Origin of the sequence: Tuberibacillus calidus DSM 17572 (assembly GCF_000430685.1) — a bacterium.
In the GTDB taxonomy this organism is placed as follows: Bacteria; Bacillota; Bacilli; order Bacillales; family Sporolactobacillaceae; genus Tuberibacillus; species Tuberibacillus calidus.
The window spans coordinates 25,231-50,694 of sequence record NZ_AUMM01000029.1 but is presented as its reverse complement, the minus strand read 5'-3'; the positions used below and the strand labels follow the sequence as shown (position 1 = coordinate 50,694).

Below are 25,464 nucleotides of genomic sequence, written 5' to 3'. Positions count from 1 at the left end.
ACTTCAGGCGTTCCTGAATGATCAATGAACCAAGTGCCAAACGAACCGAAAAGGCCTTGTGTCCTTGCCTGACGTCTCCCAGTGACTTGACATATTCTTTTTCAGCTTTTGACCAGGGGATGAGGTTAGACAAGACCACCCAACGGTTATTGGGATTTAATTGTCCACCAAACGGCAGGAAAAATTCATGTGGCAGGATGAGTTGATCGGCATGATGTTCGTACAAAGTTAGTCCCTCCAAGTGCAAGGTTTTTGATGAGTTTCCGAATCATACCCTTGCATATAAATTCGACAAAAAAGTGAAAAACCCTTGTTAAATCAACATTTTTTTGTTATTCAGTAGACCCTAATTATTGAAGATGACAAGAGCATCGGGGAATTGGAACGCGATTATTTGGAAATTGAAGGCTTCGTGGTTGAAACGGAAACGGACGGGCTTTTGGGGCTGTCCAAGGCCCAATCGGAACCTTTTGACCTCATCATCCTTGATGTGATGCTGCCGGGCATCAATGGGTTTGAACTATGCAAAAATATTCGCCAAACGAAAGATATTCCGATTTTTTTGGTCACAGCAAAGCATGAAGATATTGATAAAATACGCGGCTTAGGGTTAGGCGCAGATGACTATATTACTAAACCCTTCAGTCCCAGTGAATTAGTGGCGAGAGTCAAAGCTCATTTGGCAAGGTATGAACGACTCACAAGTAAACCGTCACAAAAGGATATCATCCATATTCGCGGGCTCCGTATCAATAAAACTTCCCGCCAAGTTTTTCTTGGTGACCGTGAAATTGTATTAACAACAAAGGAATTTGACTTGCTCACTTTCCTAGCTGAACATCCAAACCAAGTCTTCAGTAAAGATCACCTGTTTGAACGCATCTGGGGCTATGACTCTGTCGGCGATACGACCACTGTAACAGTTCACATCCGAAAAATAAGGGAAAAAATCGAAAGCAACCCCGCCGAGCCTCATTATATCGAAACGGTATGGGGTGCCGGGTATCGCTTCAGGGGTTCTTTTTAGCTGTACGGTTCATTTTAGGAAAACTCAGAAACGGCAACAAAACTGTTTAATAAAGAGCCATATTATGTTTAATTTAATCTATCCGGAATGAAGATTGGCTGCTGGTATCAGTCAATCTTTTATTTTTTTTTTTGAGGCATCCATGTGGTGTCCGTGAATGACTGAATGAATTAAGAAAGTTTTAAGGTTTCCTTAAGGGGCAGTTTAGATCTTAGGGTTAGACTGAAAACAGTCAGGAGGTGAGGATTTGAAGCTGTCACTCAAGGCGAAAAGAGGGTTATTGGTTATTCACTGTATATTTGCCGCAATTATGCTCGGAAATATGGTCGTCTTTTTGATTTTTAGCTTTACGATTTCCGCATCGAACCAGCAAACGATCATTGAGGCATGTCAGCAGAGCATGCATCTATTATCGAGAACTTCGGTAAAAGCTTCAACGATTGGAACGACCGTCACAGGCATTTTGCTATCAGTTTGGTCAAAATGGGGACTGTTTAAGTTCTATTGGATTATTGCCAAAGAAGGTCTCACGGTACTCTGTATAGCCATAAATTTTTGGGGCATGTATGCATGGACGCTCGCATCGTTGCAACAGAAATCGGCAGACGAACTTTTTATCGTTCATGCGGAATTATGGACGGGCATCATCATTCAAATCCTATCCCTTGTCCTCATGTATGTTCTATCCGTTTTTAAACCGTGGGGAAGACGGGTCGCCTGAACATCCATTGAGGAGGTGAAGCTGTCAAAGCCTCATCTTGTGTATTAACACCGTTTGTAAATCAATTATTTTAAGGAGTTGAAAAGACATGCATCATTGGGTTTTCTTTCCGTTCTGCGGGATATTTTTCTTTTTGCTGTTAATGGGGTTACTCGTCGCTAATATTGTGTCGTGGAGAAGAAATAGGTGGCGCGGTTACTCAAGCTCACATACTAATACGCCGGAGCTAATTTTGGATAAGAGACTGGCATCTGGCGAAATCACCATTGACGAATATCGAGCTTTAAAAGCCGCGTTACTCGAAAGAAAATAGTCATGGGAGAGGTTGGTCCTTGTGATCAACCTCTTTTAACTGTTTATCAATGTTATTCAGCAAAGTAAGATTGTGTCCAAATACCTTCCTTTCAACACCATTCCAGCACCGAGTACATTAGTCATCCACTTGTAAAAAAAGCTGCCTCGCACAGCCCAATCATACAGGCTTGTGAGGCAGCGTTTTTGTGAATCCTTTATACCCCGCCTGTTGGTCCAACAGGCGGATTTGGGAGATGAAACGTGCGTTAACCTTTCATGCCAGTATAAATGTGTATGGCATCTCTGAAAAACTCGGTTGTCCCTGGCCGGCCTTCGTCGTAATAGGCTTTAAACCTTTCATCTTCGACATACATATCGGCCAGTCTGGCGTGAGCTTCTTTGCTATAATCGTTCCAAAAAAACGTGAGCCACTGCCTGTGCAAATCGGCTGCTTTTTGAGCGAGATCGCCGCTAGGGTCTCCTTCAGCAAACGCCGCAGCTAGCGTTTCCTTAATCTCCTTATCCAGGCGGGTCACCTTTTCATAGTCTTCCCTAGACATGTTTTTAAAGTTGGCATTGGAACGATCAACGACATCATCCCCGTATTTTTCCCGAATTTCCTTTCCGTAACGCGCTTCATTTTCGTTAATGAGCTTTTCCTTAAAAGCCTCAAATTTTTCTTCGTCAGACATCTCTTGACCTCCTGTCTTGGCGGCAATCGTCTTTTCCACATTTAACAAAAGCAAATCGATTTGACGCCGTTTTTCGAGGAGTTTTTGGCGATGGTCTTTCAGCGCTTCGATCTCATTGAAAGTATCCGATGACATGATTTTCTTAATGACTTCCAAACCGATGCCCAATTCCTTGTAAAAAATGATTTGTTGAAGCCGATCGACTTCCCTCGGGCCATAAATGCGATATCCTGACGAATTGATCCTTACCGGCTTAAGGAGTCCGATTTCGTCGTAATATCTAAGGGTTCGGGGACTCACCCTGACAGTTTGGCAAGTTTCTGGACGGTGTACTCCATCACGTTTTCCTCCTCGTAACTCGACCATACACCTTAACGTAACGTAAAGGTCAAGGGCAAAAAAAATTTCTTTTTGTGATCCCAATTTTAAACCTTGGCAGGATTTAATCCTTCATGTACATGTTTTTCTTAACACCCTATGTTCCTTAGTAAATTGTAACAAAAGCTTGTATGCTCTTTGACCCGCGCGATACTTAGTGGTAAATGGATTCATCTTCCACTTTTTTTAATATATTTTCGAATAGGGAATTAAACTGAGAAACAGCAGAAAAAGCCTTTGATTTTCAAACATATTTGTGATTTCAGTCATACGAATACCATGGGTAGCTCATGTATAATGGAGCGAGGGATATGGTGCTATGGTTATTCATAGAGGGATTTCTTTTTTGAAAACGATTTTCTACAGGAAGGTCAAACCTGAAGCGCGGCCGTTTGTGTGTATGCCGATTCTAACAGGAAGGTATTCCGTTATTTTTCATAGGCCGTTCCGATCTCAAGTTTTCCATCATGTGTTTTGACTTCAGCGAAATCAGCTTTTTCGGTCATAGAACGTTTCGTTAATACCCATATTAACAGTAAAGATTCGGTTGCCGTTGACACTATTTTTCAAACATTCCCACTTTGCGTTTTTTGACAGATATCATTAGTATGTCACGAAAAATAGGAGTATACTTACAGATAGTGAGCCATACCTTACGTGCGGCGGCTACATCGAACAAGGGTGTGAAGCGGAATATAGCCTTTTTGCGGGAATGATTGTAAAATTCTTCACAATCTCTATCTTTTAAAATGTGGCCACCTTAAAATTTTGAAAAGGAGAATCCGTATGTCAGAAGAAAAAACTTTACAGGCGGAAACCCAGACGCTTGACAAGCATGACGTCATCGATCAACTGTTGAAACCGGAAGTTCAAGATTCCATCAACCAACTGGTGGATCAACTCCCGAAATTAACCGAACTTATGACCTTATTAACCAAAGCATACGACTTTATGCAATCGGTGGCAACCGATGAAGTATTAAAAAATGACACGGTCGGCGCGGTAAAAGAAGTCGCCACCCCCGTCATCGAATCCGTGAAAACAATGGCGCAGAACGTCATTGAAGCCAAAGAACGCGCCGAAAATAGCCATGAAGTCATCGGTTTGTTCGGCCTTTTGAGAATGCTCAAAGACCCGCAAGCCCAAAAATTATTCCGTTTTCTCAATGCCTTGCTCCAAGTCATTAACGAAAAAGAAAAGAATCAATAATTTGGATAAGGATGGTCGATAAACAATGTCAAAACATATAGTGATCCTTGGCGCCGGCTATGGCGGCGTTTTGGCAGCACAGACCGTGCGCAAATACTTAGACCGCGACCAAGCTTATGTGACGGTCGTCAACCAAACCCCAACACATCAAATCATTACCGAACTTCACCGCTTGTCCGCGGGTAACGTGGAAGAAAGAGCCGTCAGCATTCCTCTGGATAAGCTGTTTAAAGGCTTGGACATTGACATCAAAGTTGCCAAAGTCGAATCTTTTAACGTCGACAAAAAAGAAGTCGTGCTTTCCGACCGTTCAACGCTGACATATGATGCCCTTGTTGTTGGCTTAGGTAGCGTGACGAATTACTTTGGCATTCCCGGTCTTGAAGAAAACAGCTTAGTTTTAAAATCGGTTGACGACGCCAACCGAATTCGCCAACATATCCAAAGCCACTTAAAAGCCTACGCCCAAACCAAAAACAAAGCGGATGCCACCATCGTCATCGGCGGCGGCGGCTTAACCGGCGTGGAACTTGTCGGTGAGATCGTTGATGAAATGCCTGGATGGGTGAAAAAATACGGCATTGCCCGTGAAGACATTCAAATTAAACTTGTCGAAGCTGGCCCGAAAATTTTACCGGTATTGCCCGACAACTTAATTGAACGCGCAACAAAAAGCCTTGAAGAGCGCGGCGTTGAATTTTTGACCGGGCTGCCTGTCACAAAAGTCGAAGGCAATGTCATCGAATTGAAAGACGGACAAAAGATTGAAGCCAATACCTTCATTTGGACCGGCGGCGTTGCTGGTCATCCACTTGTCGGTCAATCCGGCCTTGCCGTAGACCGCGGCCGTGCAACTGTCAATGAACATTTACAATCCACATCCCATCCGGATGTCTTTGTTGTCGGTGACAGCGCTGTGGCCTTCCCACCTGAAGGCGGCCGTCCATACCCGCCGACAGCGCAAAACGCATGGCAAATGGGTGAACTCGTTGGCTATAACCTGTTCGCATACTTAGAAAACAAAGCGATGTTGAACTTCAGCCCGACCGACTCTGGTACATTAGCCAGCTTGGGTCGCAGAGACGCCGTTGCTAAAATCGGCGCCAACGAAACACCGCTCTTGGGCATGCCAGCCTCATTGATGAAACGGGCAAGCAACTTGCGCTATCTCTCACACATTCATGCCCTCTCGACACTGGCTTACTAAGAGAATAATAAAAGAGGTCGTCACATCATGGTGACGGCCTCTTTTTTTAGGACATGGGGACAGGTTTCTTGTCCCATTTAGAAATGGAGTAGTTATTAAATACTGCGTACTCTGCATTAACCACTAAAGATATACACACTACTTAAACTTTTGGAATCCTCATTTTTTATACCTCCAACAAGATTATCGATGTTTGATGGCCGTAGGTTCTGCTATTTACCAAAAAATCATTAATAATATAACACTTATCCAAAAGCAACGAGTTGAGTGTCCATTTAACTTCATTGTCTTTATGAAACAAATAAAGGATCGAATGTCAACAATAAAGGCGGGGGCAAAATCATTTAATTAATGTTAATCTTTAACCTTTATACAACAGATGTCCCCATTCAGCTTTTTCTGAACAAAAAACAATCGTTATCTAACCAGTTTAGAAAGTTTTTTCTTTGCTCTAGGGTATAAAGTATGACAAGAGCTAGTAAATATATAGGTCTTAAGTATCAATTTTAAATATTATGAATATTATATTGCGTATTTTCCGTATATCCCATATAATGGTTCTTGAGGTACAAAATACTTTGGGGGGAATTATTATGAAGAGGAGAATACGTTTCACAGGTTTCTTGTTTATCTTATTCTTTTCCATGATTTTACCGAGCAATTTTGCAAACGCTAAGGGTTCTACTGAGGATCCGGTTGATAATCCGAAAACAGCTTTGAATTTAACTTCGGAGCAAATTAAAAATCTTGAATCATTAGGTTTTACAGAAGATGAAATAAAAAATATGAGTCAAGACGAGTTTGACTTAAATAAGAATTTAAAAGGTGAAATTAATTCCAAAACCACTAAATATTATAAAGTTATTGAAACAGTTACTTCTCCTAGTGATAATCTCATGTTTTCTTCAAATTCAAATCAGGCATATACTGCAAAAGAAGTGGAATTAACTCGAGAAGAATATTATAATGAGCTTTCAAGGATTGGTGCTAATGACCAAAAATCACCGTTATTACTTTCTGCATCATCATCAAAAAGTACTTCGTATAAAACCATGACTACAACGGTATCTAAACTGTCAAGTGAACAATACAGAGTCAAATGTTCGGTGAATTGGGATAAGAAAATGCCGATAAACCGCAAAATTGATGTCCTTGGTGTTGGAATCAATAATGCTATATGGAGACCTGCACACGGTGAATACGGTAAGCAAACTTGGAAGATTTTTAACACAAGTACGCGTCAAAACACTACAGGCAGTGCGACCTATACTAGTTCAAGTACCAAATGGAAATACGGCAAGGATGCCTATGCATTAAGAATGAACTTAAAGAACGATCCAAGTGGGCATGAATATGTAACAAATATTCAGCTATACATGTATTATACAGTTACACCGGTATCCAGCCTACCAACTTGGTTGGATGCCTACGGAGAATACAGCCATCAAGAAACGCAGGTTGAAATATCACCAACAATCAATTTCGATGGAACAGGTGGATTTACTATCACGAATAGTACGAAATTCACTTATTCCTATGTAACAGCTTCATTAAAAACAAAGTAAGATTAATCCAACCGTGTGATGTCGATCTGCAATTACCCAGGCATCCTTGTTATCGGTACTGTCCATCTCGGTATAAACTTTTTTGGAATTTCTAACCAGATTTGGATTCAGGGTGAACACCTCTGCCTGACACAGTTTCAGACCATTATCCGGGAACATAACAAAGCGCCCATGTCCGAAACTTTGTATTCACTTGTCAATGTTCAAAAATGAACTGGAATTTGACATCAACTTTGTATTTGAAACTTATTATACGAGGGGAATGATAATGAGAAAAATCTTACTTCCATTACTCGCGATATGTTTAATCAGCGGCTTCCTGTATTTTAATCATGAAGGAAAAGCTAAGGGTTTGACAAACACGACCAATTTAAAAGGAAAAATTGAACGCTTTAGCGCGCTGAGTGAAGCCGACCAAGTGAAAGTGAATACGATCGAAAAAAGGGTAAGATTCAATAAGAATATGGAAGCCATACTTTTCACAGGTCGCTCGAAAGGCATAGGGTATGCGGTATTAAGAGAAGGTAAACCGGTATCTGTCGTTTATCAAGATACGATGCAGGGCTACGATCAATTTAAAAGCTATTCAATTATATTCGGGAAAAAGCCAAGGGCTGGTGACACTCATTTAAATCTAATCATTAACACGGACGCCAACCATAAAGACATCCGAAAAACTATCAAGCTTGGTAGTGGAGACTTTTACCTTATCGTTCAAAAGCTTCCTGCAAATATTAAACGAACCAAAGTTTCAATGAACAATTATACATTTAAGTAAATGGGACGCGAGAACAGGTTCCTTGTCCCATTTAAAGCGGAATTACTTTAGAAATGAGCAATAACAGCATTTATGCGCATTACTCAGCAGGAATAAGCACGAAAATGAGCACACGCCCCAGATAATGGAAAATCAGGCACTAAAAATGTAAAATGCTGGAGTATATGCGCACTTTTATGGCAGTACGGCCATCGAAATGCGCAAGAAACGAATTTATGCGCATTTTTCAGCAGAGAAAGACACGAAATTGAGCACACGCTCCATAATATGGAAAAACATAAACTAATAATGTAAAAATCTATGTCTCGATAAGCTGCCTCTTTGCTCCATCAATAAGATCCATTGGCAGCACGCCGTAATGAGACAGTACCTTCGCTTGTTCTTCCCCCGCTTTCACATGTAGAAAGCTCGCGGAAATGAGGGCGTCAAGAGGCGAAGCACCCTGTGCAATAAAACTCGCAATCATTCCCGTCAGCACATCGCCGCTGCCGCCCTTTCCGAGGGCATCGTGCCCCAACGGATTGATGTAAACCGAGCCATCGGGTGCGGCAATAACGGAGCGATGGCCTTTCAAAAGCAAAAACACATTGTAATTCCGGGCAAATTCCGTTGCCGTACCGATGCGGTCCGATTCAATTTCTTTCACCGTTTTATTAAGCAAATGGGCCATTTCACCCGGATGCGGCGTAAAAATGACAGGCCCTGAATATTCATTGACCAAATCCAAGTCGTTTCGCAAAAGATATAACGCATCGGCATCCACAACAAGTGGTATGTCTTCTTTTATATCTTTTATGAAGGATGTCATCCAGCGTTCGCCATTTGGAAACCGGCCCATGCCTGGTCCAATAGCCACACAGTCAAATTTGGATAGTTCCGGGTTAAGGCATGCAAACGCTTCGTCCGCAAAATGGCCATCTTTTTCCGGTAAAGGAAAAAATAAGGATTCAGGGTTAAGACTTGCCGCGATGGGATACATCGTTTCGGGAACGGCGAGAGTCACAAGACCTGCCCCGAGATTCAGCGCCGCTTTTGCTGTAAAGACAGGAGCACCGACAAAATGCTTTGACCCGCCAATGACAAGGACATGGCCGAATGTTCCTTTATGCCCATGCGACAGCCGTTTCGGTATGGATGACTTGGCGAGAGACTCCGTCATTAATATCGGCAACTGAAAGCCTAATTCTTTTACAATACCCGGCGGAACGGAAATATCAACGGCTTTCCATTCCCCAATATATTGCGGGCCTTCATTGAGAAAAAAGCCCTTTTTCGGGAAAACAAAAGTGATGGTTCTTGAAGCTTTGACGGCCTCGCCCTCCACTTTTCCGGTCTCGTTATCCACTCCCGACGGGATGTCCACCGAAATGACGGGCTTGTCTTCAGCAAGCGCGTTCACTAGAGCAATCGCTTGAGCATAAGGATCCCGGACAGGGCCGTGCACGCCCGTACCCAAAATAGCATCAACGATGATGTCAGCGCGGCGGATTTCTACTTCCAATTCCGCAAACGTATGGTCTTTTAAATGATAGAGGGGAAGTTTTCGATTCTTATAAACATCAAAATGGATCTTGGCGTCCCCTCTGACCCGCGTCTCGTCGGCTAACAGCCAAACGGCCGCATCAACTCCCATATCAATGAGCCTCCGGGCGATGACAAACCCATCCCCGCCGTTATTGCCACCGCCAGCGAGGACGAGAACGCGTGACCGTTCAAGAGGATAATGTGCAGCCATTTCCTCCACAACTTTCGCTCCGGCATTTTCCATTAACACAACGCCCGGTAGCCCGAGCGTCTCCATGGTATAGCGGTCCATTTCCTGCATTTCCTTTTGTCCGGCTATGTACATCAACATCCCCCCTGAATGATCAGGATCATATCGTTCTTACCAAACCGCTGTGCAATTAAATTATAATTCAAGATAATCACGTGTTATTGAAAAAAGCCATCCCTTTTGCGGTTCGCAAGGAGGATTAGCGCTTGTTACCATTATTTTTTATGATCCACTTCACGGCTTCGAGCAAGTTTTCGGCTATGTAATCCGGTTCGACGTCTGCCCAAGTGTCGCGGTATTCATGACAAGAAGTTTTCCCCCAGCCGGTCAAAACTAATATTTTTTTTGCCCCGACGGCGTCGGCCGCGAGCATATCGGTTCCCCCAACATCGCCAATAAACACGGTCCTTTTCAAATCCAAGTGATGCTTTTTCGCTGCTTCAATGAGAAGCCCCGGTTTCGGTTTCCGGCAATCACAGCCGTCATCGGGACCGTGCGGACAAATGAAGGCATCGTCGAATCCAAAGGACTTAAATTCATTATAAAAATCATCCATGGTTGCCTGTCCCAGGCTTATTCTCCATTGATTTGTACAAGCAAACATTTTAATATTATGGCTCTTTAATAATTGGAAAGCTTCGCGGCTGAAGGGATAAAGTTGAAAATCTTTCGGGTGAATAAAATGTCCGGTCCCCCCAATCGTTCCATCCCTGTCAATAAATACGGCATCGAATTTACCCACGCATTTTCACCCTTCGTTATTTATCAATAATAATCCTACCATTTTTACATTATAGTCTTCCCAAGAAAAAGAAAAAGGAAGGTGCCGGTGAGCATCCTTCTCGTGATTCTTATGCCAACGCTTCTTCCACAATATACTTATCATGGTCGATATTGCAGGCGGAAAGGCAATTGCCGTCCGGATCTTTAAAACCGAATCCTCCCAAACTTTTCGGATTATCCTGATCCGCATTGTAAGTGCCGACTTCCACACTCTTCTCTTTAAGGTACTCATAAAATCCTTTTAAGTCGGGCGTATAAAAGTCAATGACGCTGTGGGTGATGCCGGTGTTGGTGTTTAAAAAGGAAAGCCTTCTGTTCTCATTGGTTTCCACCAGAAAAATTGTCGGACTGCCTTTTGTATGAAAAAGCAGCATCGCTTCTTTTTCGCCTTTGTAGTTCAATTTCAGTTTTAAAACATCCGTGTACCATTGGATGGAACGCTCCAAATTGGAAACGGGAATTTCCACGGTCGCTATTTTGGTAATCTGCGGTATGGCCATTTGATCATTCTCCTTTTTTATCCATTACTCCGGAAATGTGACAGCGCTTAGTTCATTGCCATCCGGATCATAAAATTCAAAGAAGCGCGTGTTATCATCTTCATGGATTTCACTCACTTTAACATTTTGCTCTTTCAGAAAATGGTGGTAGCCGTCGATATCTTCCGCGTAAAAATTAAACGACGGATGCCCATTTCTTTCCACTTTATCGGTTTTGTAAATACACAGCCCCGTTTGCAGCGGATGATGATCCTTAAAACTAAAACCGATATAACTGCCGTCAGCGCTTCGGAACGTGACTTTAAATGGGAACACCTTCAGATACCATTCTTCCGACCGCCTCAAATCGGTCACTGGAACAAAGACCGTGTCAATCCTTTTGATAAAAGCCATTTAATCCAACTCCTTTAAAATAGTCAGTTCACCCTATTAACGTTGAATAACTGAAAAAGGATACGGTCAATGCAAAAGAAATTTTAAGTTTTCGTCACAACTGTAAAAACATTGCCGTCCGGGTCCTCGAATTGGAAAGACACCGCACCGCGGCTTGCCACTCGCATCACATCCACACCATGGTGTTTGAGAGAATAGTAGGCTCGGCTCACCGCAACCGGGTCATGCCTCTGAAAAGCGGCAAGAAAAATATCAACCAGTTCCGGCACGCTTTTTAATTTCAAGCTTGAACGCACTTGACCTTCCTCTTGTTTTACTTGTTTCAAAGTCGTTCTCGCCCGGTGCAGCGCCGCCTTTAACGCGCCTTCTGTCATGTCCATCAATACTGAGGCCGAGCGGACATCAAATTCGAATACATCAATTAACAGAAGGATGGACAATTGGCGCGGTGGTAAATGGCATAACAATTCTTCCATGGCCTCGCGAATGTCAAACGCCAAGTTTTGTGTTTTTACGGCGTAATGCTCGTCTTCATATGTATCCAAAGAGTATTTGTTTTTCCGGCATTGATCAATCCAAGCATTCGTCGCAATCCTAAATAAATACGCTTTCGGCGCTGGGTGCTCGCCAAAAGATATTGATGCTTGGTAGGCCTTCATCAATGTTTCTTGATAGAGATCATCCGCATCCCAAGGCGTTCCTGTCATCATCCGACAATATCTGTACAAATCAGAGCTAAAAGGCTCAAGGGTTCTCATAAAACTATCATTAATATGGTTCATTTGAAATGGCTTTTTCGCTCCTTGTGAACAAGAAAATAAAAGTCTGAAATGTTTTTTCGGTGAACTACCACCACGAACATAACCTGTCACCTTTAACAAGTCCATAACAGCAAGCATTTCTACTCATTTTCTGGAACAAATGGAGATGTAAAACCGTACTCAAGCGCCGTACTCTTTTCGCAGATCAGCGACTAATTCGGAAATTAAGCCTTCCTGATAGCCCGCTCTCTTTGTTTTTTTCAACTCGGCTATAACAGGAGCCAACTCAGGGATCTGGATGCCCTCCAATTTTATCAGGCGGTCGGAGATGTCTTCATCGGAACGGGAGCGTTGGTAGGCGGCCACATCCATCCGCCAAAATCGGACGCGCCCCGCTGCCCGCCGATGCAAGCGAGCCGCCATCTGCAGCCCTTCTGGGTCAAGGTCGCCAGAGTAGTGCAATTCGACGTCAGATTCAAGGAGTCGATCGATAAGGATCCATGCCGCCGTGCGAAACTGACCGTGGGTGCAAATGATCGGCACACCAGGCACTTCATCCATTAAAGTTGAGCAAACACTTGAATTTTCGAGAATCCAAACTTTATTTCCCACCGCTGGTGAGATTCTTCGCAGCTTAACCAGTTCCCGCATCGGCACATTTAATGCCGCCCCATCTTCGAGAGCCGCTTGAAACACACGGGATGCGCCACTCGCTGTTTCTGCAATCAAACCGCAACAAGTCACAAAACTCCAAAGATCATCTTTAAGCAAACCATACTTCGCCAAAAGGTCGTTGATTTCTTCTGATGTCTTTGGCATGGTTTCAATGGCATCTTGTTGGAATTGACCGACATGCAGGCAATGTAGAAACAGTTTGCCTTCTGTTCGATCTTGGTCAAAATAATGGGGTTGACCCGTCACGCGTTGGCTAAATAATGGCAACCGCTCATACGCACCAGCCGCGGGAAGTGCTTGATACGCAGAAAAAACAGTCAAAAGCTTAGCCTTTAAAGCCTCGGCATCTTCGTGATATAAAGCCCAAATCCACCGCGCATCCGGTGCTTTCGAGCGAATATGCTCCCACCACCAACGACCTTCCGGACATTCCTCGACCAATTGCGCCCAAAACGCCGCTTCTTTTGTTTCGCTTTCCCGTATTTCTTCAGCTTTCGTGATGAGTTTTTCTCCGAGCACGGTTTCGATCAATTCCGGCAAGCGATATTGAGCAAAAGCCGTCTGCTTTAAGGCTTTTTCAAAGGCGATAAGCCCTACTTTGCCTTTTTCCGCCAGCTCCTCAGGTGGAATGGCTAAAAATCCAGCGATGGACTCCAGTTCCTGGCGGGTAAAGCCCGACAGTTTGACGGACCCGCCGAGGCGCCCGAGCGAGCGGTATTTTTCCTTAAATAAATTGAAAAGCTTGTAGAATCCCGGCTCTGTCCGAAAAAGATCCACGGTTTTATTCATGACTGACCAACTCCGGCTGTGCGGCATGCGATTCTTTTACTTGTGAATCAGACGTTTCCGTAGCCTCTGTGACCAACATGCGCTCACGGCCATTCCAGTGATAGCGAATGACGGTGACATAATCGGCATTTTTGGGACGGACAAGCTCACAGATCGAAAGCGATGAAATCGTATCATAATCGCCCCATAAAGCTTGCGAATTCATGATGTAATTAAAGCCGAGTTGCTCAACGACTTCAAACATATCACGGATGTTGTTTTCATCGACTCCGGCAAAAGCTTCGTCGAGTGAGATGATGTATGGGGCCATTTTGCCGGCTTCCCCATAACGGGAATAAGCGGCTGTAAACAGCGGGATGTACATGGCCATCGCTTTTTCCCCGCCGCTGAATTTGTAAAACGCCGTGTTCGTTAATTCCCGTTTCGGCTCGTTCACTCGCTGATAGGATAGGACGAACGCAAACCATTTCCGGTAGTCGAGCACTTCTTTTAAAACTTGGTGGAGGGTTGCGCCTTCACTTCGCAATTGAATGAGCTCTTTGGCCCGTTCTATTTTCGATTGAAAGTGTTTCGTAATTTTATTTAAATCTTCTTCACTTAAAAACTTGCTGTTGCGTTGCAGTAATTTCACAAGGTCTTTCGTATCGAGTTCTTCTTCCGTCTCGGCCGTGAGCGGCTTCCACGCAATGGAAAATGTCAACCCGCTTGAACTGTCGCGGCTCCTCATGATTTTGTCCATCTCTTGAACCCATTTTTCTGCGCGTTGTATGCGGCGCCTCAAAATGACACCGACAGAATTGACGACAATGTCTTCGTAAAGCCTCCGGTCTTGTTCATCAAGCCAAATTTTTTGGTCTTCGATTTCCTTTGCTAGTGTTGACTGGACAAAGTACGGGCTGACGCGTTGACCAAGGTATTCCATTTGGATTAGGCGACGGCTTTTCATCTGCTCCCATGCTCTTTTAAACGGGTCAAACTCGCCGCCATCATCTTCATCAAACCAATCCGGGCGCTCCGTATCAACGGCATATTCAAACATGCGGTATTCGGTTAAAAATTGTTGTTCATTGATGAAGGCCTTTGAAAGCTGTTCACTCACTTTGGCGCGATCGTATTTTTCCGCATGGCGAAGTTGGTTTAAAATGGCTTCCGGTTCAATGGCCTCAATTTCGATAAAGCCAAGTGCTGCTTCCGCCTTCACCATCTTCTCCCAAACATCGGCCATTCTTGACCAAAATTGGCATTTGACTTCCGCCAGAGCTTTTTTTTCTTCATGATTCCGCTTTTCGGTCATCTTTTCCGGAAGCGTGTGGTTGATCGCCTCCATTTGATGCTCCGCCTCATTCAACGCGCGTTGCACGTCCTGAATGCGCCGCCGCACGTCATCAATTCCTTGCAGTTTCAGCTGTTTTTCAATGGAGGCGACTTCTAATTGTGCTAGGCTGAGCTGATCGGTTTTTATGTTCGCATTGCCTTTGATTTCATCAAGATCGGCTTCAATTTCCCGCAGGCGGTGTCTGAGATCATCCAAGCGCCTTTTCGCAAATCGAAAAACTTGCGTCGCTGTTTCTAATTGATGGATATTTTTTCTGTAATGCTTAAAAGCCTTTTGGGCTAAACCAAGCGCCTCATCGGTCAATGTCAGATTCAAATGCCCGCCTTTCGCCTGAAGCTCAGAGCGCACAAGCCGGAACTGTTGGTGAACAGCCTTATACTCCTGATCTAAAGCCGTTAAAGTCTCTTGTAAATCTTTCATGCGTCGTGTCGTACTTTCGATTTGATAAAACAAGTCACTTAAATCCTTATCAGATGGCAGCGTTTGCCGTAAGCCGTCTGCTTCTTCCAGAGCAGCTTCAAGCTGAATAACCTCTTGATGGAGCGCTTCCCACTCTGCGCGCAAAGCTTCAAGTTGGGCGAGGCATTCATCTATTTTTTCCTTTTGATAGCGCTTGCGCGACGAGCGCCCGATATACTTCGATGACCCTTCAATCGGAGCATGTCCGCTGAGGCAACCAATGGTATAGCGGCCGTCAGCATCGATGTGGAATAGGCCGTCATCCGGGGTGAGTGGAATGCTGCGCAGGACCTCATCGATCACATCAGCGGATACCGGACTATCGCCATCGACATCGGGACGTAAAAAATCAGCTAGCGTCGGCTCAAGCAGCCGTGGTTTTCGGCCGATGACGCTGTCATGTTGCGGGATGACAGGCTCTGCTGTGATCAAGCTGTCCAGGATACCTGTTTTCTTTAGGGCCGCTTCTAGGCGTTCTTTTTGTTCGTCCGTGACATGATCTTGGAACTCTACCGCCGCATAAAATGGAAGATATGGGGTCGCCTTTTCTTCGAGTTCTTGACGAAAACGCTCGGTTTCTTCTGGACGTTCAGGCTGAGGAATCTTCAGCGTCCTCCAATAGTTAAGGTCCGCTTCGGCTGCCTGGATGGCTTCTTCTTTTGCCCGCTTTTCGTTTTCTTTTAAACGGATTTTCGTTTTTAATTCTGCCGTATAATCATTGATCGCATCAACCAACGGTCCCCGAACGTCGTCATAGCGGTGCGTGTCATATAAACCTTGCATGGCACGCATCACCTCTTGGAGGCGGTCTTGGGGGATCGTTAATTCGGGATGGTGTTTGATCCATTGAAAAATATTTTCCTCAAGCACCTGCTTTTGTTCATTAAACCATTGCTTTAAATGGTCAAGTTCTTGCCGGCATTCATCTAGCTCCCTTTTCTTCTCGGAAGATTGCCGTTCCAAGCGTTCATGCTCCGCTTTAAGGCGATCGGCATCTTCGGCAAGCTGTTTAAGCATTGCTAGAAGCGCATCATGGTCCTCGACTTCTTTATGCCAGACCGAAAAATCGAAGTCATCCTCTTTAAGTCGCGCGTAATCTTGGGCATTTGTCTCATGCGCCGAAAAAGCCGTATCCTCGGCGTCATAAGCTAATTCTTCCAGTATTTCCTGCTGACTTTTTTCTGCTTGATGAAGGGTATCTTCTTCCCGTTCGCACGCTTTTTGTGTTTCCCTATATTGCGCCTTTTTTTGATCCCATTTGGCTTCAAGCGCCTTAATTTCCTTAGATAGCTCAAGCGCTCGCTCCTGAATTTTCGTTTTTTCCGATTCTAACCGCCACACTTCATGATTCTGCAGTCGTTCGCTCTCAGCCTTCGCCAGCTCCTTCTGCTTGCGGTAGCGAATTTTATCTTTTTCAAGGCCTTCGATGTCCGTAGTCAATTGTTCAATCGCTTCTGCGAGCCGATTCCTTTCACTTTCTGCGTCATCGCGTTTTTTCAAGGCAAATTGCCATTCTCTCGCTCTCTCATACATCATCAGTTCGTTATAGGCGTGATATTGTTTGACGAGCCGCTTTGTCGATTCATATTCCCGCTCAAGCTGGTCGAGTTGTTGTTTAGCTTGATCTAGGCTTTCGATCGTGTCCGATAAATGCCTGAGCTCATCATCTGTTAAAGGCGGTAAGGCCGATTCCAAAATTTCATAAATAACCGTCGGCTTAAAATCTTTGGAAAGCTTCGGACTGCGCAGTTGAATGAGCAGTTTAATAAGGTCTTCGTAAGCCTCAATCGACTGAAAACCAAAGACATAACGATTGACGAGCTCCATGTATTCACTTTGGCTATGGACGACATAACCGCCTGTACTGATGCGATTTTCCAGTTCTTTTGCGGAAAGCGGCACCCTGTCCCCGCCATGCGTATGGGCTAATTCAAAGTCGATACCGATCCGGCGATTATCGGTAATCAAAAAATACCAAGATTTAATGCCCTTATGCCGCTTCGCCTGCATCCCAATGCCGGTGGTAAGGTATTGTTCGGTGTTTTGCTTTTTATATTCCAAGAAAAGATACCCTGTCCGCTCATCACGGTCTACCACATCTTTTTCCCCTAATAAATAATCTTCCATTTTTCGCGCTTTGGATCCGAATGGGTCTAAACGATCCGGAGTTTTCTTGCCGTCGAGTAAAACCGGAATAAAGCTTTGCATCGTCACGGATTTCCCCGACCCGTTCGTCCCGCGAAGCAGCAGTTTTCCATTAGAAAAAGTGAAAATTTCATCGTCATAATACCAAAAATTCAATAGCCCAGCTCGGTTCATCATCCAACGGTCGAAACTCATAGGGTCTCCTCCTTCCTGAAGTCATCGGGATATTTTCCGGTCATGACGCCCAATAACGATTTGATCCGGATGAATGATCCCGCATCCTCTTCAGCCATCATCCATTCTTTCATGACGGCGCACAACTCCGCACGAATCATAGGCGTGCTTTTTTCCCGGAATGTTTTCGCCCATCCTTCTTCATAAAGCGCGCGCAACCGGTCAATGACTTGTTCCAATTCGCCTTCCGTCATTAAAATTTCGCCTTTTTCATTCGGAACGTAGGCTTCCGAGTGTTCATGCAAAAAATGCGATAACTGCAGCAAAAGGTCCGTGGAGGCCTTCTGGTCAGGAAAAACGTGATGGTATTGTTTCGGATTCTCAATCGACAAAAAAGCGGTATTTTTATAGACGTGGAGCCGATAATCGCTATGGCTTTCAATATCTTCAGTGAGCCGATTTCGAAATTGACGGATGTACATAAAGTCCGGGTCGTCACGCTCTTTTCTTTGTATCCCCGGTGAAAAGAAGAGCTTTCTATAAACGCGCTTACGCCTTTCATCTTCCGTATTCAGCTTCCAATCATCTGCCAAAAGTTCTTGCCAATTACGGTAAGAAGAAAAGTCTTCAGGGTATGATCGCATAAAATATCGGCTATAGACCGTCGCTTCATACAGCACTTCTTCGTTTTCATCGCGGTCGAATCGCTCGATTTCTCCGTCGACCGTCCGGATGAGATGAAAGGCCATCAACTGTTTAACAGCTCGAATCAGCGATTTTCGGTGGGTATAGACGGTCCAATCCAATGGGAATGGGCCGGGATAGACGCTTTGGATCTCCTGACACAATTCCGAGAGTAAAAACTGTTCGTCAACAGCTTTTCCTTCCAAAAAGGACAGTGCGCAGCAGAAGATCGCATAATCCATCGGTTCTTGGAATTCGCGAATACCCATCCACGCTTCCGGATCCACCGGCACTTTTTCCAGCTTTATAAAATGTTGATGGACGATCAGACGCATACCAAATTTTTCGTTAATATAGCGGCGCAGTACTTTTTCGCGCTCGCGGATGAGCCGGTAGGCTTCTGGATTGTCATCGCGTAAGATCCAGTAATGGTGAAACAACAATTCGAGCCCAAGCATCGCTTTTTCATCAAACGGATGTGAGGGTTCCAAACTGTTCGCCTCCATTCTTTATGACAAAAACCGTCTCCGGCATTTTTAAAACCCCATCTTCAGCCGTAAGCGTGATCATCTTTTCTCTGTTTAACCGGACTTCAACGATTAACCCGTCATCGGTTCTGATGGTATGGTTTTTCGCCACCGCACTTTTCGCAATCCAACTAAGGAACACTTTACGGACAAACGGATCAATATTTCCAATTTCCGAAAGCTTGATCACTCCTTGGGAAATATGCTTGGCAATCATCGCCCGCTCCTTCAATCTCTCTTCCAAATATTTCTTCCTTTGCTTTTGTTTCTTTTCTTTATTCGATTGAAAAGCACCCGGCTTCGTTTTTTCTCGGTAATGGATCGTTCGCGGTTTAATCGGCCATTCCACCGGCTCCAATTCCCAAGTGTCTGCATAAAGATTATCTGATAACGCATCCTCCATGTGTAAATGTTCAACCGTCATCGCACCGAAAACGACCGATGATATTTTATGCGCCTCTTCAAGATCATCGGTTTCTGCAAACCATTGGGCAAGATGCAAATAATCTTTTTTGCGGCTGCGAAAATGCTGCTGTCTTTCTCCAAGGCGTTGCACATATCTCGAGATGCGCCGGATCATTTCATTCGTCTGCCATTGCAACATCTCCAACTCGCTTTCTCGGTTCGGCGCCCCTAAAAACCATAAACGCAGAGAATCCCAGTATTCCTCGTATTCCTTGAGCCAATCCTCACTGGATGTCGAGATATCCTCTAATCGGGGAATCGAAAGGCGATGTTGAACAAGTTTTTGGAAGAAGGGAGAGAGGCGGTCAGCAGTCAGTTCCCGAAGGCGTTCTTGGATTTGCAAAGATGTTTTTTGTAGCGAAAGGATGAAGTCACGAAGGTATGTGGTAAACTGGTTTTTAAAAACGAGAAAAGCTTCCGTCTGCATGCGTTGATTCGTTTCTTCACTGTTGATATAAGCAATGTAGTCCGCCGTCCTCGTCCGGATCGTTTGAAAATAACGAAAGACATCTTCCCACAGCCGCATGTATTCTTCGGAAGGCTTATCCAGTCCCTTGTCCATTTCCTCCTGAAGTGTCGCGATCGCTTGAAGTAGCCGGTCAAATTGGGAGCGTTCCAGCGACCCTTGGAAAGTATCGCCAATCTTCTCAAGTTGAATCAGCATTCTTTCAATTTCTACGGTATACGGCGTACACTGGTAGCGGAAGCGCTTTTTCTTATATTCCTCAACGGTTTTTGCATTGGTCATATCTTGACGGGCAACTAAATTATTCCATTTCACGAGCTGCGCCAAATGTTGGTGGAGTTGCTCTTCTTGGTAATCATAAAAAGCCGGGATGGTGCGCATATGCTCCAGAATTTCCTCTGGCGCGATAAAATCTCGCATTCTCTCATGCTGTTTAAAGAAATACCTCAGTATGGAGCGATAATATTCGGCGGACTCTGCGGTTAAGTAACTTGCTTCAACCACTTTCCTCATGGAAGCGTCCAAAAAACCACCACCCTGTTCAAATTTCTTATCTACTATTGTAAATGAAAAACAAAAAGATGAAAACTCGCACACTAGTGGAGTTTTCCCGCGTTTTCCTTTATAAATGAAAAGCTTTCTTTTTTGTAATAATTTGTGCCTATCATCATCCTCTTAATTTCGTTTCATCATTGATGACAACACGTTTTTTTGATGCGATCATAATAATCCTCATCATCAATGACATCATTTGCTTGGAAATTGCTCATTTGCACTTAAGATTTTATCGATTGTATTTATTACATCTAGTTTTTGCACCGTTTTTTTCCCTAAACAAAACAAACCGCCCAATTGTCTCCGGCGGCCATAAACTTGTTAAAACTCATATTGAATTCTCCTAAAAAACTCTAAAACAACTATGTACTCGATTCCCTCCCATATATGAATTCCATACTTGTTAGGCGGAGGGAAATCGTTCGTGTTTAGCGACACAATGTATTGCGCCTCTGCGTATTTGGCTGTCGACCAGATTGGTAAATCATCTTTATCGGTTAATGATGGCCACGCTTTAATCCATGGTGGTTTTGGGTCAACACAACGAAAAGAGCCTGTAAGAATGGACATCATTTCTTTGTATCTTCTTGAAAACTTCTCCTTCTCACTGACACCTTTGTTTTTGATCCAATTCCAGGTCATAACCCGATTTAATTCAGCGATAATCCATGGAGACCAAATGGGTACATAAAGGCCCTCTTGTGCAGCAGTCACTAAGTGCTCTCTGTGACTATTAGAAACCAGGCAAGATGTATCAATGACAGCCAAGATCGTCATTTATCTTTCAGATTCTCCCAAGGTAATTTTCCCATATTTCGATCCGACATTTGGGATAAATCCTCTTCAGTTAACTCAAAATCAAGATCAGACATTGAATCAAATTGTTTTTTGAGCCTTCTAAATGCCTGGACGTTTTTGTCACCAGATTGCAATAATCGACGGATTGAATCTGATGAGATTCTCATCCAGTTGTTCTGTCCTATCTTCCGGGCTTCTAACTTACCTTCGGCTACCCACCGTTTAACGGTATTTACAGAACTCACGCCCAGGATTTCTTTTGCTTGCCCCGTCGTCAACCATTCGGTCTGACTCACTTTCTCTAAAGGTTTAACTGCTTCCATGTCTTGATCGCCGCCCTTTCCTTTATCTTCATTATCTTCCTTACTATCAAAAGTGTCAATAGTGTTCATTATATCACCTCACAGACAGTATATCCAGTGAATGTTTGTCTTACCCCAAGTTTTTCATCAAAAGGGTATATGTATGGTATAGGTAGCACTGTCTGTGATTGGGTGTTAACTATCATCCACCTGCTTCTGTTACTTTTATTTTGTTTTTATTAAGTTCTCGCAAATTTTATGAAAACATGCGGGTTAAAAAGGCCAAGTTGGCTATAGATCGTGTGAGGCAAAGGTTACAAAAACATTCAATGTGTACTGGCCACCAAGTGAAACGCGATAGGATGTAGATGAACAATGCAGAGTGCCAAAAATTGATAGAGGATACCGCCAAATTGTGATTTATACTAGGCAAGCATTTTCCTTGTAGCCTTCAATCCGCCGTCCTATAATTAATTTGCACGGGGCATTAGCTTAGTTGGTAGAGCAGGTGACTCTTAATCATCAGGTCGTAGGTTCGAGTCCTACATGCCCCATTTTCATTGAAATATTTACCCCGCGGGAAATCCTCGCGGGGTTTTACTTTGATGCCTCATATTTATGAAGAATTTCTAGAACCGTTCTAACCTCTGATACCGGCAATTGCCCGGGTGCGGAAGCGTTTAGACCGACGCCGAATGTCGCCGCTGAACCGAAAAGTCCACCAGCAAGCCGCGTAATGATGCCGAAATCCCCCATCGCCAAGGCAATAAAAGGGCGGTCAGCAAGCTTTTCTTTCATGGTATTAGCGGCATCCCACAGCGTTAAAACATCCGTCATGCTATTTGCCATCACCGCTATTTTCGGCACATCCGCACCAAGTGCCTGCATTTTGGAAAGGCGATCAATAATCTCCGACTTTGGCGGTGTTTTGTGGAAATCGTGGTTGGACATGACGACTTTGACACCATGAGCTCGAGCACAAGCGACGAGTGAACGGACTATGCTTTCACCTGACAAAAGCTCAATATCCACCATGTCCGGCTTCTTTGTTTTGATGACGGTTTCAATCAAGTTTTGGTAGACATCCGCCGAGACCTCTTTTTGCCCCCCTTCTAGCTTCCTTCGAAATGTGAATAAAAGGATCTCGTCATCCAATGCGCGCCTGACTCTATCCAGTGTAGAGAGTAGCACCTCTACGTCCTCAACTTTTTCATAGTAATCGGCACGCCATTCGATAATGTCCGGGCGCATCGGGCGAAGCCACTGAATTTCCTTTATAATTTCTTCATCATTTTTCCCTGTCATGGGAACAATCAGTTTCGGCATGCCTTCACCAATCACTGTATTTTTGATCGTGATGGTTTTCAAGTTGAACCCGCCCCTCTTTAAAAGACTATAGGTCTATTTTAATGAAAAAGATTATGGTTTTCCTTAAAATGGTGATGAAAATTTGTGGGTCCATTGAAACATAACGCCCGTCCTTTACGTATTTATTGTAACAGGAACGCATAACGGAGGTTTGACCATGACTTTTATCGGCTTGGTTATCATTATAGTATTAGCGTATTTCTTAATCATCCGGCCGTTGACACACCGGCATCAGCCCCCTGTCTACGGACCGCAAAGACGCGTCTATCCTGACCCGTATGATTATTATGAGCCACCCATCGGGCGAGGTGGTTTCGGTCGTTTCGGCACCTTTGCCGGCGGTTTAGCGGCAGGGGCTTTATTAACTTATCTTCTTGAAGAGGGCCGCATCGGGTATGACCAATTCATGGCGATGCAAAATATGGAAGATCATGAACTCCTGCGGGAATTGCAAGAACAAAACATTCTGCAACAGCAAGAAATTGACCAACTCCGCCACGGCGTGGACGGTGATTACGATCCTAGCGGTGACTCGGATTGGAATGCCGATGGGGACAACGGCCTAAACACAAACGATGTCGACTTTGACCCCGGTTGGCAGCAGAATGATATCGATTTTGGCGGTTGGGATGGCGGCTCCGATGACAACTGGCTCTAGCACAGAGCTAGTTGTCTTTTAAATTATATTAAATTCACCCGACCCTTTTTATGCTAAAGGGCCAGGTGAAAATCATTAAAGGCAAGTTTTTCTATACCATACACTTTTCAATTCGCGGGAAAATTACAGCTATTATCCAACACGGCATCCGCATGCGAACTTTGAGTTAAACATTATTTATCAGGGATGCCACACAAAAGGTCACCATTTTTTGGCGTTTTCAAGATAGGAATATACAAAGGCATTAGAAAGGCCTAAAAAAACGTATTTACCTATAAAGTGGATCTTTTCATTAATGCCACTCTATAAGGAAATAATTCTGCCTTCATGATACCTTCTGCTACTGTAGGGTCGTTCTCCATAATTGATCTTGCTTCCTCTTCTGAATCAACCTCTAAAATAACGATGTTCTTTATATCTCAACCCTTGACAGCAATGCCACGCACTCCACATGCACCGTATGCGGGAATAGGTCGACGGGTTGGACTTTCTTAAGTTCATAGCCGAATGGAACGAGCTCCTTGATGTCCTCGGCAAAAGTGTCCGGATTGCAGGAGACATAAACGATTCGCTCAGTTTGGGCGCGGCCGATTTTACGCATCACTTTGCCACCGGCGCCGGAGCGGGGCGGGTCTAGCAATAACAGTTCCGGTGTGCCAAAGGTTTCGAGCACTTCATCGATGCCGTGGCGGGCATCTTTAGCCAAAAAGAATGTATTCGAAATACCGTTATCGGCGGCATTTCGCTTCGCGGAGGCAATCGATGTCTCGACGATTTCGATGCCGGCAAGCTGCTCAACTCGTTTAGCAAATGGTAGCGAAAACGTCCCTACCCCGCAAAACAAGTCAATCATTTTTTCACTTTTCTTTGGTTCTCCCATTTCCAAAGCCAATTCAACGAGTTTTTCAGCCTGGGTCGGGTTCGTTTGGAAAAACGTATCAAACCAGAGACGATAACGAAATCCCGCTAGTTCATCATAAATAAAGTCGCGTCCGGATAAAACATGCGACTTCTCCGATTGCGTTCGGTCGGCCCATTGCGTGTTTTCGAGCCACAAGAGGCTTTTGACTTGAGGGAACTTTTCGCCAATCCTTGTTTTCAAATCAAGAACGGCCTTTTCGTGAGCTTCCGGTCCTTCCGTGGCAAACAAAGCGAGCATCATTTCACCGGTCGCAAATGATTGACGGACCATTAAATGACGAAGCAATCCTTCATGACTTTTCTTATCATAACCGGACAAGGCATGGGTTTTCGCCCAATGCGCCACTTCCATGGCAACCGCTGTCATTTCTTCGCGGCAAATCAAACACGTCTCAAGCGCAATAATGTTTCGGAAATTTCCTTGTTCGTGTAAACCGAGCGTGCCATCCGGGGCAAAAGTAAACTCCATTTTATTCCGATAATGCCACGGATCATCCATGCCCATTGTCTCACGCACGAGGCTCGGATCAAAACCTGCCCGTTCAATCGCCTGCTTGACATGGGCGGTTTTCTGCCTTAATTGCCCGGCATATTGCCAATGTTGAAAGACGCATCCGCCGCAAAGGTCAAAATGCGGACAAGCCGGTACAATCCGTTCTTCATGAGCTTGTAAAATTTCTTCAGGTACCGCGATGCGTCGTCTTCGTTTGGGGCGGTCCACCGTTACCCGCACTTTCTCTCCCGGAAGTGTACGGGGGATCGTTAACTTGAGTTTTTTTGGCGGTTGACCAGGTTCATGTTCATGCCAAATGACCGACTGACCCGAACCTTTGGCATCGAGACGGTCGATGTCAACGATGAACGTTTGTCCGTTTTCCCTAGCCACAGTCTTTCACCTTTCTATTTCATATGACTTTTATCTCAAGTGGCCTAAAAGGCGCGCTTCATCTGTATACATACTTCACTATTATAACGAATCTGAATGGAATGCCAAGCGCTGAGCCCCCTAGATTTCTGATTTTTGAAGCTGTTACAGCCCCAAGAACACCATCTCTCTCAT

At 44.4% G+C, this 25,464-nt stretch carries 22 protein-coding genes, 1 tRNA gene and 1 pseudogene; 9 read left to right on the top strand and 15 right to left on the bottom strand.

Annotated features, from left to right (window positions below):
• Positions 1 to 226: pseudogene (locus H532_RS0108725) on the bottom strand (IS5/IS1182 family transposase); the annotation flags it as partial.
• Positions 227 to 349: 123 nt separating this feature from the next.
• Between H532_RS0108725 and H532_RS0108720 the strand changes: the two are divergent.
• From H532_RS0108720 to H532_RS21075, 3 genes are all read left to right on the top strand, one after another.
• Complete coding sequence (locus H532_RS0108720) at positions 350 to 1,027, top strand: response regulator transcription factor (RefSeq protein ID WP_027725168.1); 678 nt, start codon at positions 350 to 352, stop codon at positions 1,025 to 1,027.
• A gap of 247 nt (positions 1,028 to 1,274) precedes the next feature.
• Positions 1,275 to 1,748: a hypothetical protein gene (locus H532_RS0108715; RefSeq protein ID WP_027725167.1), complete on the top strand. Its 474-nt coding sequence runs from the start codon at positions 1,275 to 1,277 to the stop codon at positions 1,746 to 1,748.
• A gap of 88 nt (positions 1,749 to 1,836) precedes the next feature.
• A complete protein-coding gene (locus H532_RS21075) occupies positions 1,837 to 2,061 on the top strand; it encodes an SHOCT domain-containing protein (RefSeq protein WP_027725166.1) in 225 nt (74 codons plus the stop codon).
• Between the two features lie 247 nt (positions 2,062 to 2,308).
• Here the strand turns inward: H532_RS21075 and H532_RS18330 are convergent, their stop codons facing one another.
• Complete coding sequence (locus H532_RS18330; protein ID WP_155995018.1) at positions 2,309 to 3,100, bottom strand: TipAS antibiotic-recognition domain-containing protein; 792 nt, start codon at positions 3,098 to 3,100, stop codon at positions 2,309 to 2,311.
• Positions 3,101 to 3,898: 798 nt separating this feature from the next.
• Between H532_RS18330 and H532_RS0108695 the strand changes: the two genes are divergently transcribed.
• The 4 genes from H532_RS0108695 to H532_RS0108680 all read left to right on the top strand — a co-directional run bounded on the left by H532_RS0108695 (position 3,899) and on the right by H532_RS0108680 (position 7,871).
• On the top strand, positions 3,899 to 4,321 hold the full coding sequence (locus H532_RS0108695; protein WP_027725165.1) for a helical membrane plugin domain-containing protein: 423 nt from the start codon (positions 3,899 to 3,901) through the stop codon (positions 4,319 to 4,321).
• A gap of 25 nt (positions 4,322 to 4,346) precedes the next feature.
• Positions 4,347 to 5,528: an NAD(P)/FAD-dependent oxidoreductase gene (locus tag H532_RS0108690; protein ID WP_027725164.1), complete on the top strand. Its 1,182-nt coding sequence runs from the start codon at positions 4,347 to 4,349 to the stop codon at positions 5,526 to 5,528.
• Between the two features lie 593 nt (positions 5,529 to 6,121).
• Entirely contained in the window at positions 6,122 to 7,093 is a 972-nt protein-coding gene (locus H532_RS0108685; protein ID WP_027725163.1) for a hypothetical protein, read from the top strand.
• A gap of 268 nt (positions 7,094 to 7,361) precedes the next feature.
• Complete coding sequence (locus H532_RS0108680; protein WP_027725162.1) at positions 7,362 to 7,871, top strand: hypothetical protein; 510 nt, start codon at positions 7,362 to 7,364, stop codon at positions 7,869 to 7,871.
• A 298-nt stretch (positions 7,872 to 8,169) separates the two neighbouring features.
• Here the strand turns inward: H532_RS0108680 and H532_RS0108675 are convergent, their stop codons facing one another.
• The 11 genes from H532_RS0108675 to H532_RS0108625 form a co-directional block, all read right to left on the bottom strand.
• Complete coding sequence (locus H532_RS0108675; RefSeq protein WP_027725161.1) at positions 8,170 to 9,720, bottom strand: bifunctional ADP-dependent NAD(P)H-hydrate dehydratase/NAD(P)H-hydrate epimerase; 1,551 nt, start codon at positions 9,718 to 9,720, stop codon at positions 8,170 to 8,172.
• 124 nt (positions 9,721 to 9,844) lie between these two features.
• Positions 9,845 to 10,387 carry an HAD-IIIA family hydrolase gene (locus H532_RS0108670; protein ID WP_027725160.1) on the bottom strand — a complete coding sequence of 181 codons (543 nt, stop codon included), beginning with the start codon at positions 10,385 to 10,387 and terminating at the stop codon, positions 9,845 to 9,847.
• A 109-nt stretch (positions 10,388 to 10,496) separates the two neighbouring features.
• Positions 10,497 to 10,928, bottom strand: a complete 432-nt coding sequence (locus H532_RS0108665) for a VOC family protein (RefSeq protein ID WP_038111900.1) — start codon at positions 10,926 to 10,928, stop codon at positions 10,497 to 10,499.
• Between the two features lie 24 nt (positions 10,929 to 10,952).
• Entirely contained in the window at positions 10,953 to 11,321 is a 369-nt protein-coding gene (locus H532_RS0108660; protein WP_027725158.1) for a VOC family protein, read from the bottom strand.
• 83 nt (positions 11,322 to 11,404) lie between these two features.
• A complete protein-coding gene (locus H532_RS0108655) occupies positions 11,405 to 12,079 on the bottom strand; it encodes an RNA polymerase sigma factor (RefSeq protein ID WP_281169035.1) in 675 nt (224 codons plus the stop codon).
• A gap of 183 nt (positions 12,080 to 12,262) precedes the next feature.
• Positions 12,263 to 13,546, bottom strand: a complete 1,284-nt coding sequence (locus H532_RS0108650) for a TIGR02679 family protein (RefSeq protein WP_027725156.1) — start codon at positions 13,544 to 13,546, stop codon at positions 12,263 to 12,265.
• Entirely contained in the window at positions 13,539 to 17,681 is a 4,143-nt protein-coding gene (locus H532_RS0108645; RefSeq protein WP_027725155.1) for a TIGR02680 family protein, read from the bottom strand. Before H532_RS0108645 ends, H532_RS0108650 begins: the two co-directional genes overlap by 8 nt.
• A complete protein-coding gene (locus tag H532_RS0108640) occupies positions 17,678 to 18,802 on the bottom strand; it encodes a TIGR02678 family protein (protein WP_425426252.1) in 1,125 nt (374 codons plus the stop codon). Before H532_RS0108640 ends, H532_RS0108645 begins: the two co-directional genes overlap by 4 nt.
• A 10-nt stretch (positions 18,803 to 18,812) precedes the next feature.
• The gene (locus H532_RS0108635; RefSeq protein WP_027725153.1) at positions 18,813 to 20,327 is read right to left on the bottom strand and encodes a TIGR02677 family protein; all 1,515 of its coding nucleotides are present in this window, start codon (positions 20,325 to 20,327) and stop codon (positions 18,813 to 18,815) included.
• A gap of 351 nt (positions 20,328 to 20,678) precedes the next feature.
• Positions 20,679 to 21,125, bottom strand: coding sequence for a PIN domain-containing protein (locus H532_RS0108630; RefSeq protein WP_162142922.1), 447 nt, complete (start codon positions 21,123 to 21,125; stop codon positions 20,679 to 20,681).
• A 5-nt stretch (positions 21,126 to 21,130) separates the two neighbouring features.
• Positions 21,131 to 21,547, bottom strand: a complete 417-nt coding sequence (locus H532_RS0108625; protein ID WP_027725151.1) for a helix-turn-helix domain-containing protein — start codon at positions 21,545 to 21,547, stop codon at positions 21,131 to 21,133.
• A 391-nt stretch (positions 21,548 to 21,938) separates the two neighbouring features.
• On the opposite strand from H532_RS0108625, the gene H532_RS0108620 reads away from it, so the two are divergent.
• Positions 21,939 to 22,011, top strand: a tRNA-Lys gene (locus H532_RS0108620).
• Between the two features lie 43 nt (positions 22,012 to 22,054).
• On the opposite strand, the gene aroD is transcribed toward H532_RS0108620, so the two are convergent.
• The gene (gene aroD / locus H532_RS0108615; RefSeq protein ID WP_027725150.1) at positions 22,055 to 22,825 is read right to left on the bottom strand and encodes a type I 3-dehydroquinate dehydratase; all 771 of its coding nucleotides are present in this window, start codon (positions 22,823 to 22,825) and stop codon (positions 22,055 to 22,057) included.
• Between the two features lie 157 nt (positions 22,826 to 22,982).
• Between aroD and H532_RS0108610 the strand changes: the two genes are divergently transcribed.
• Entirely contained in the window at positions 22,983 to 23,483 is a 501-nt protein-coding gene (locus H532_RS0108610; RefSeq protein WP_038111897.1) for a preprotein translocase subunit YajC, read from the top strand.
• A gap of 412 nt (positions 23,484 to 23,895) precedes the next feature.
• On the opposite strand, the gene rlmD is transcribed toward H532_RS0108610, so the two are convergent.
• Positions 23,896 to 25,290, bottom strand: a complete 1,395-nt coding sequence (gene rlmD / locus H532_RS0108605; RefSeq protein WP_027725148.1) for a 23S rRNA (uracil(1939)-C(5))-methyltransferase RlmD — start codon at positions 25,288 to 25,290, stop codon at positions 23,896 to 23,898.
• Between the last annotated feature and the right edge of the window lie 174 nt (positions 25,291 to 25,464).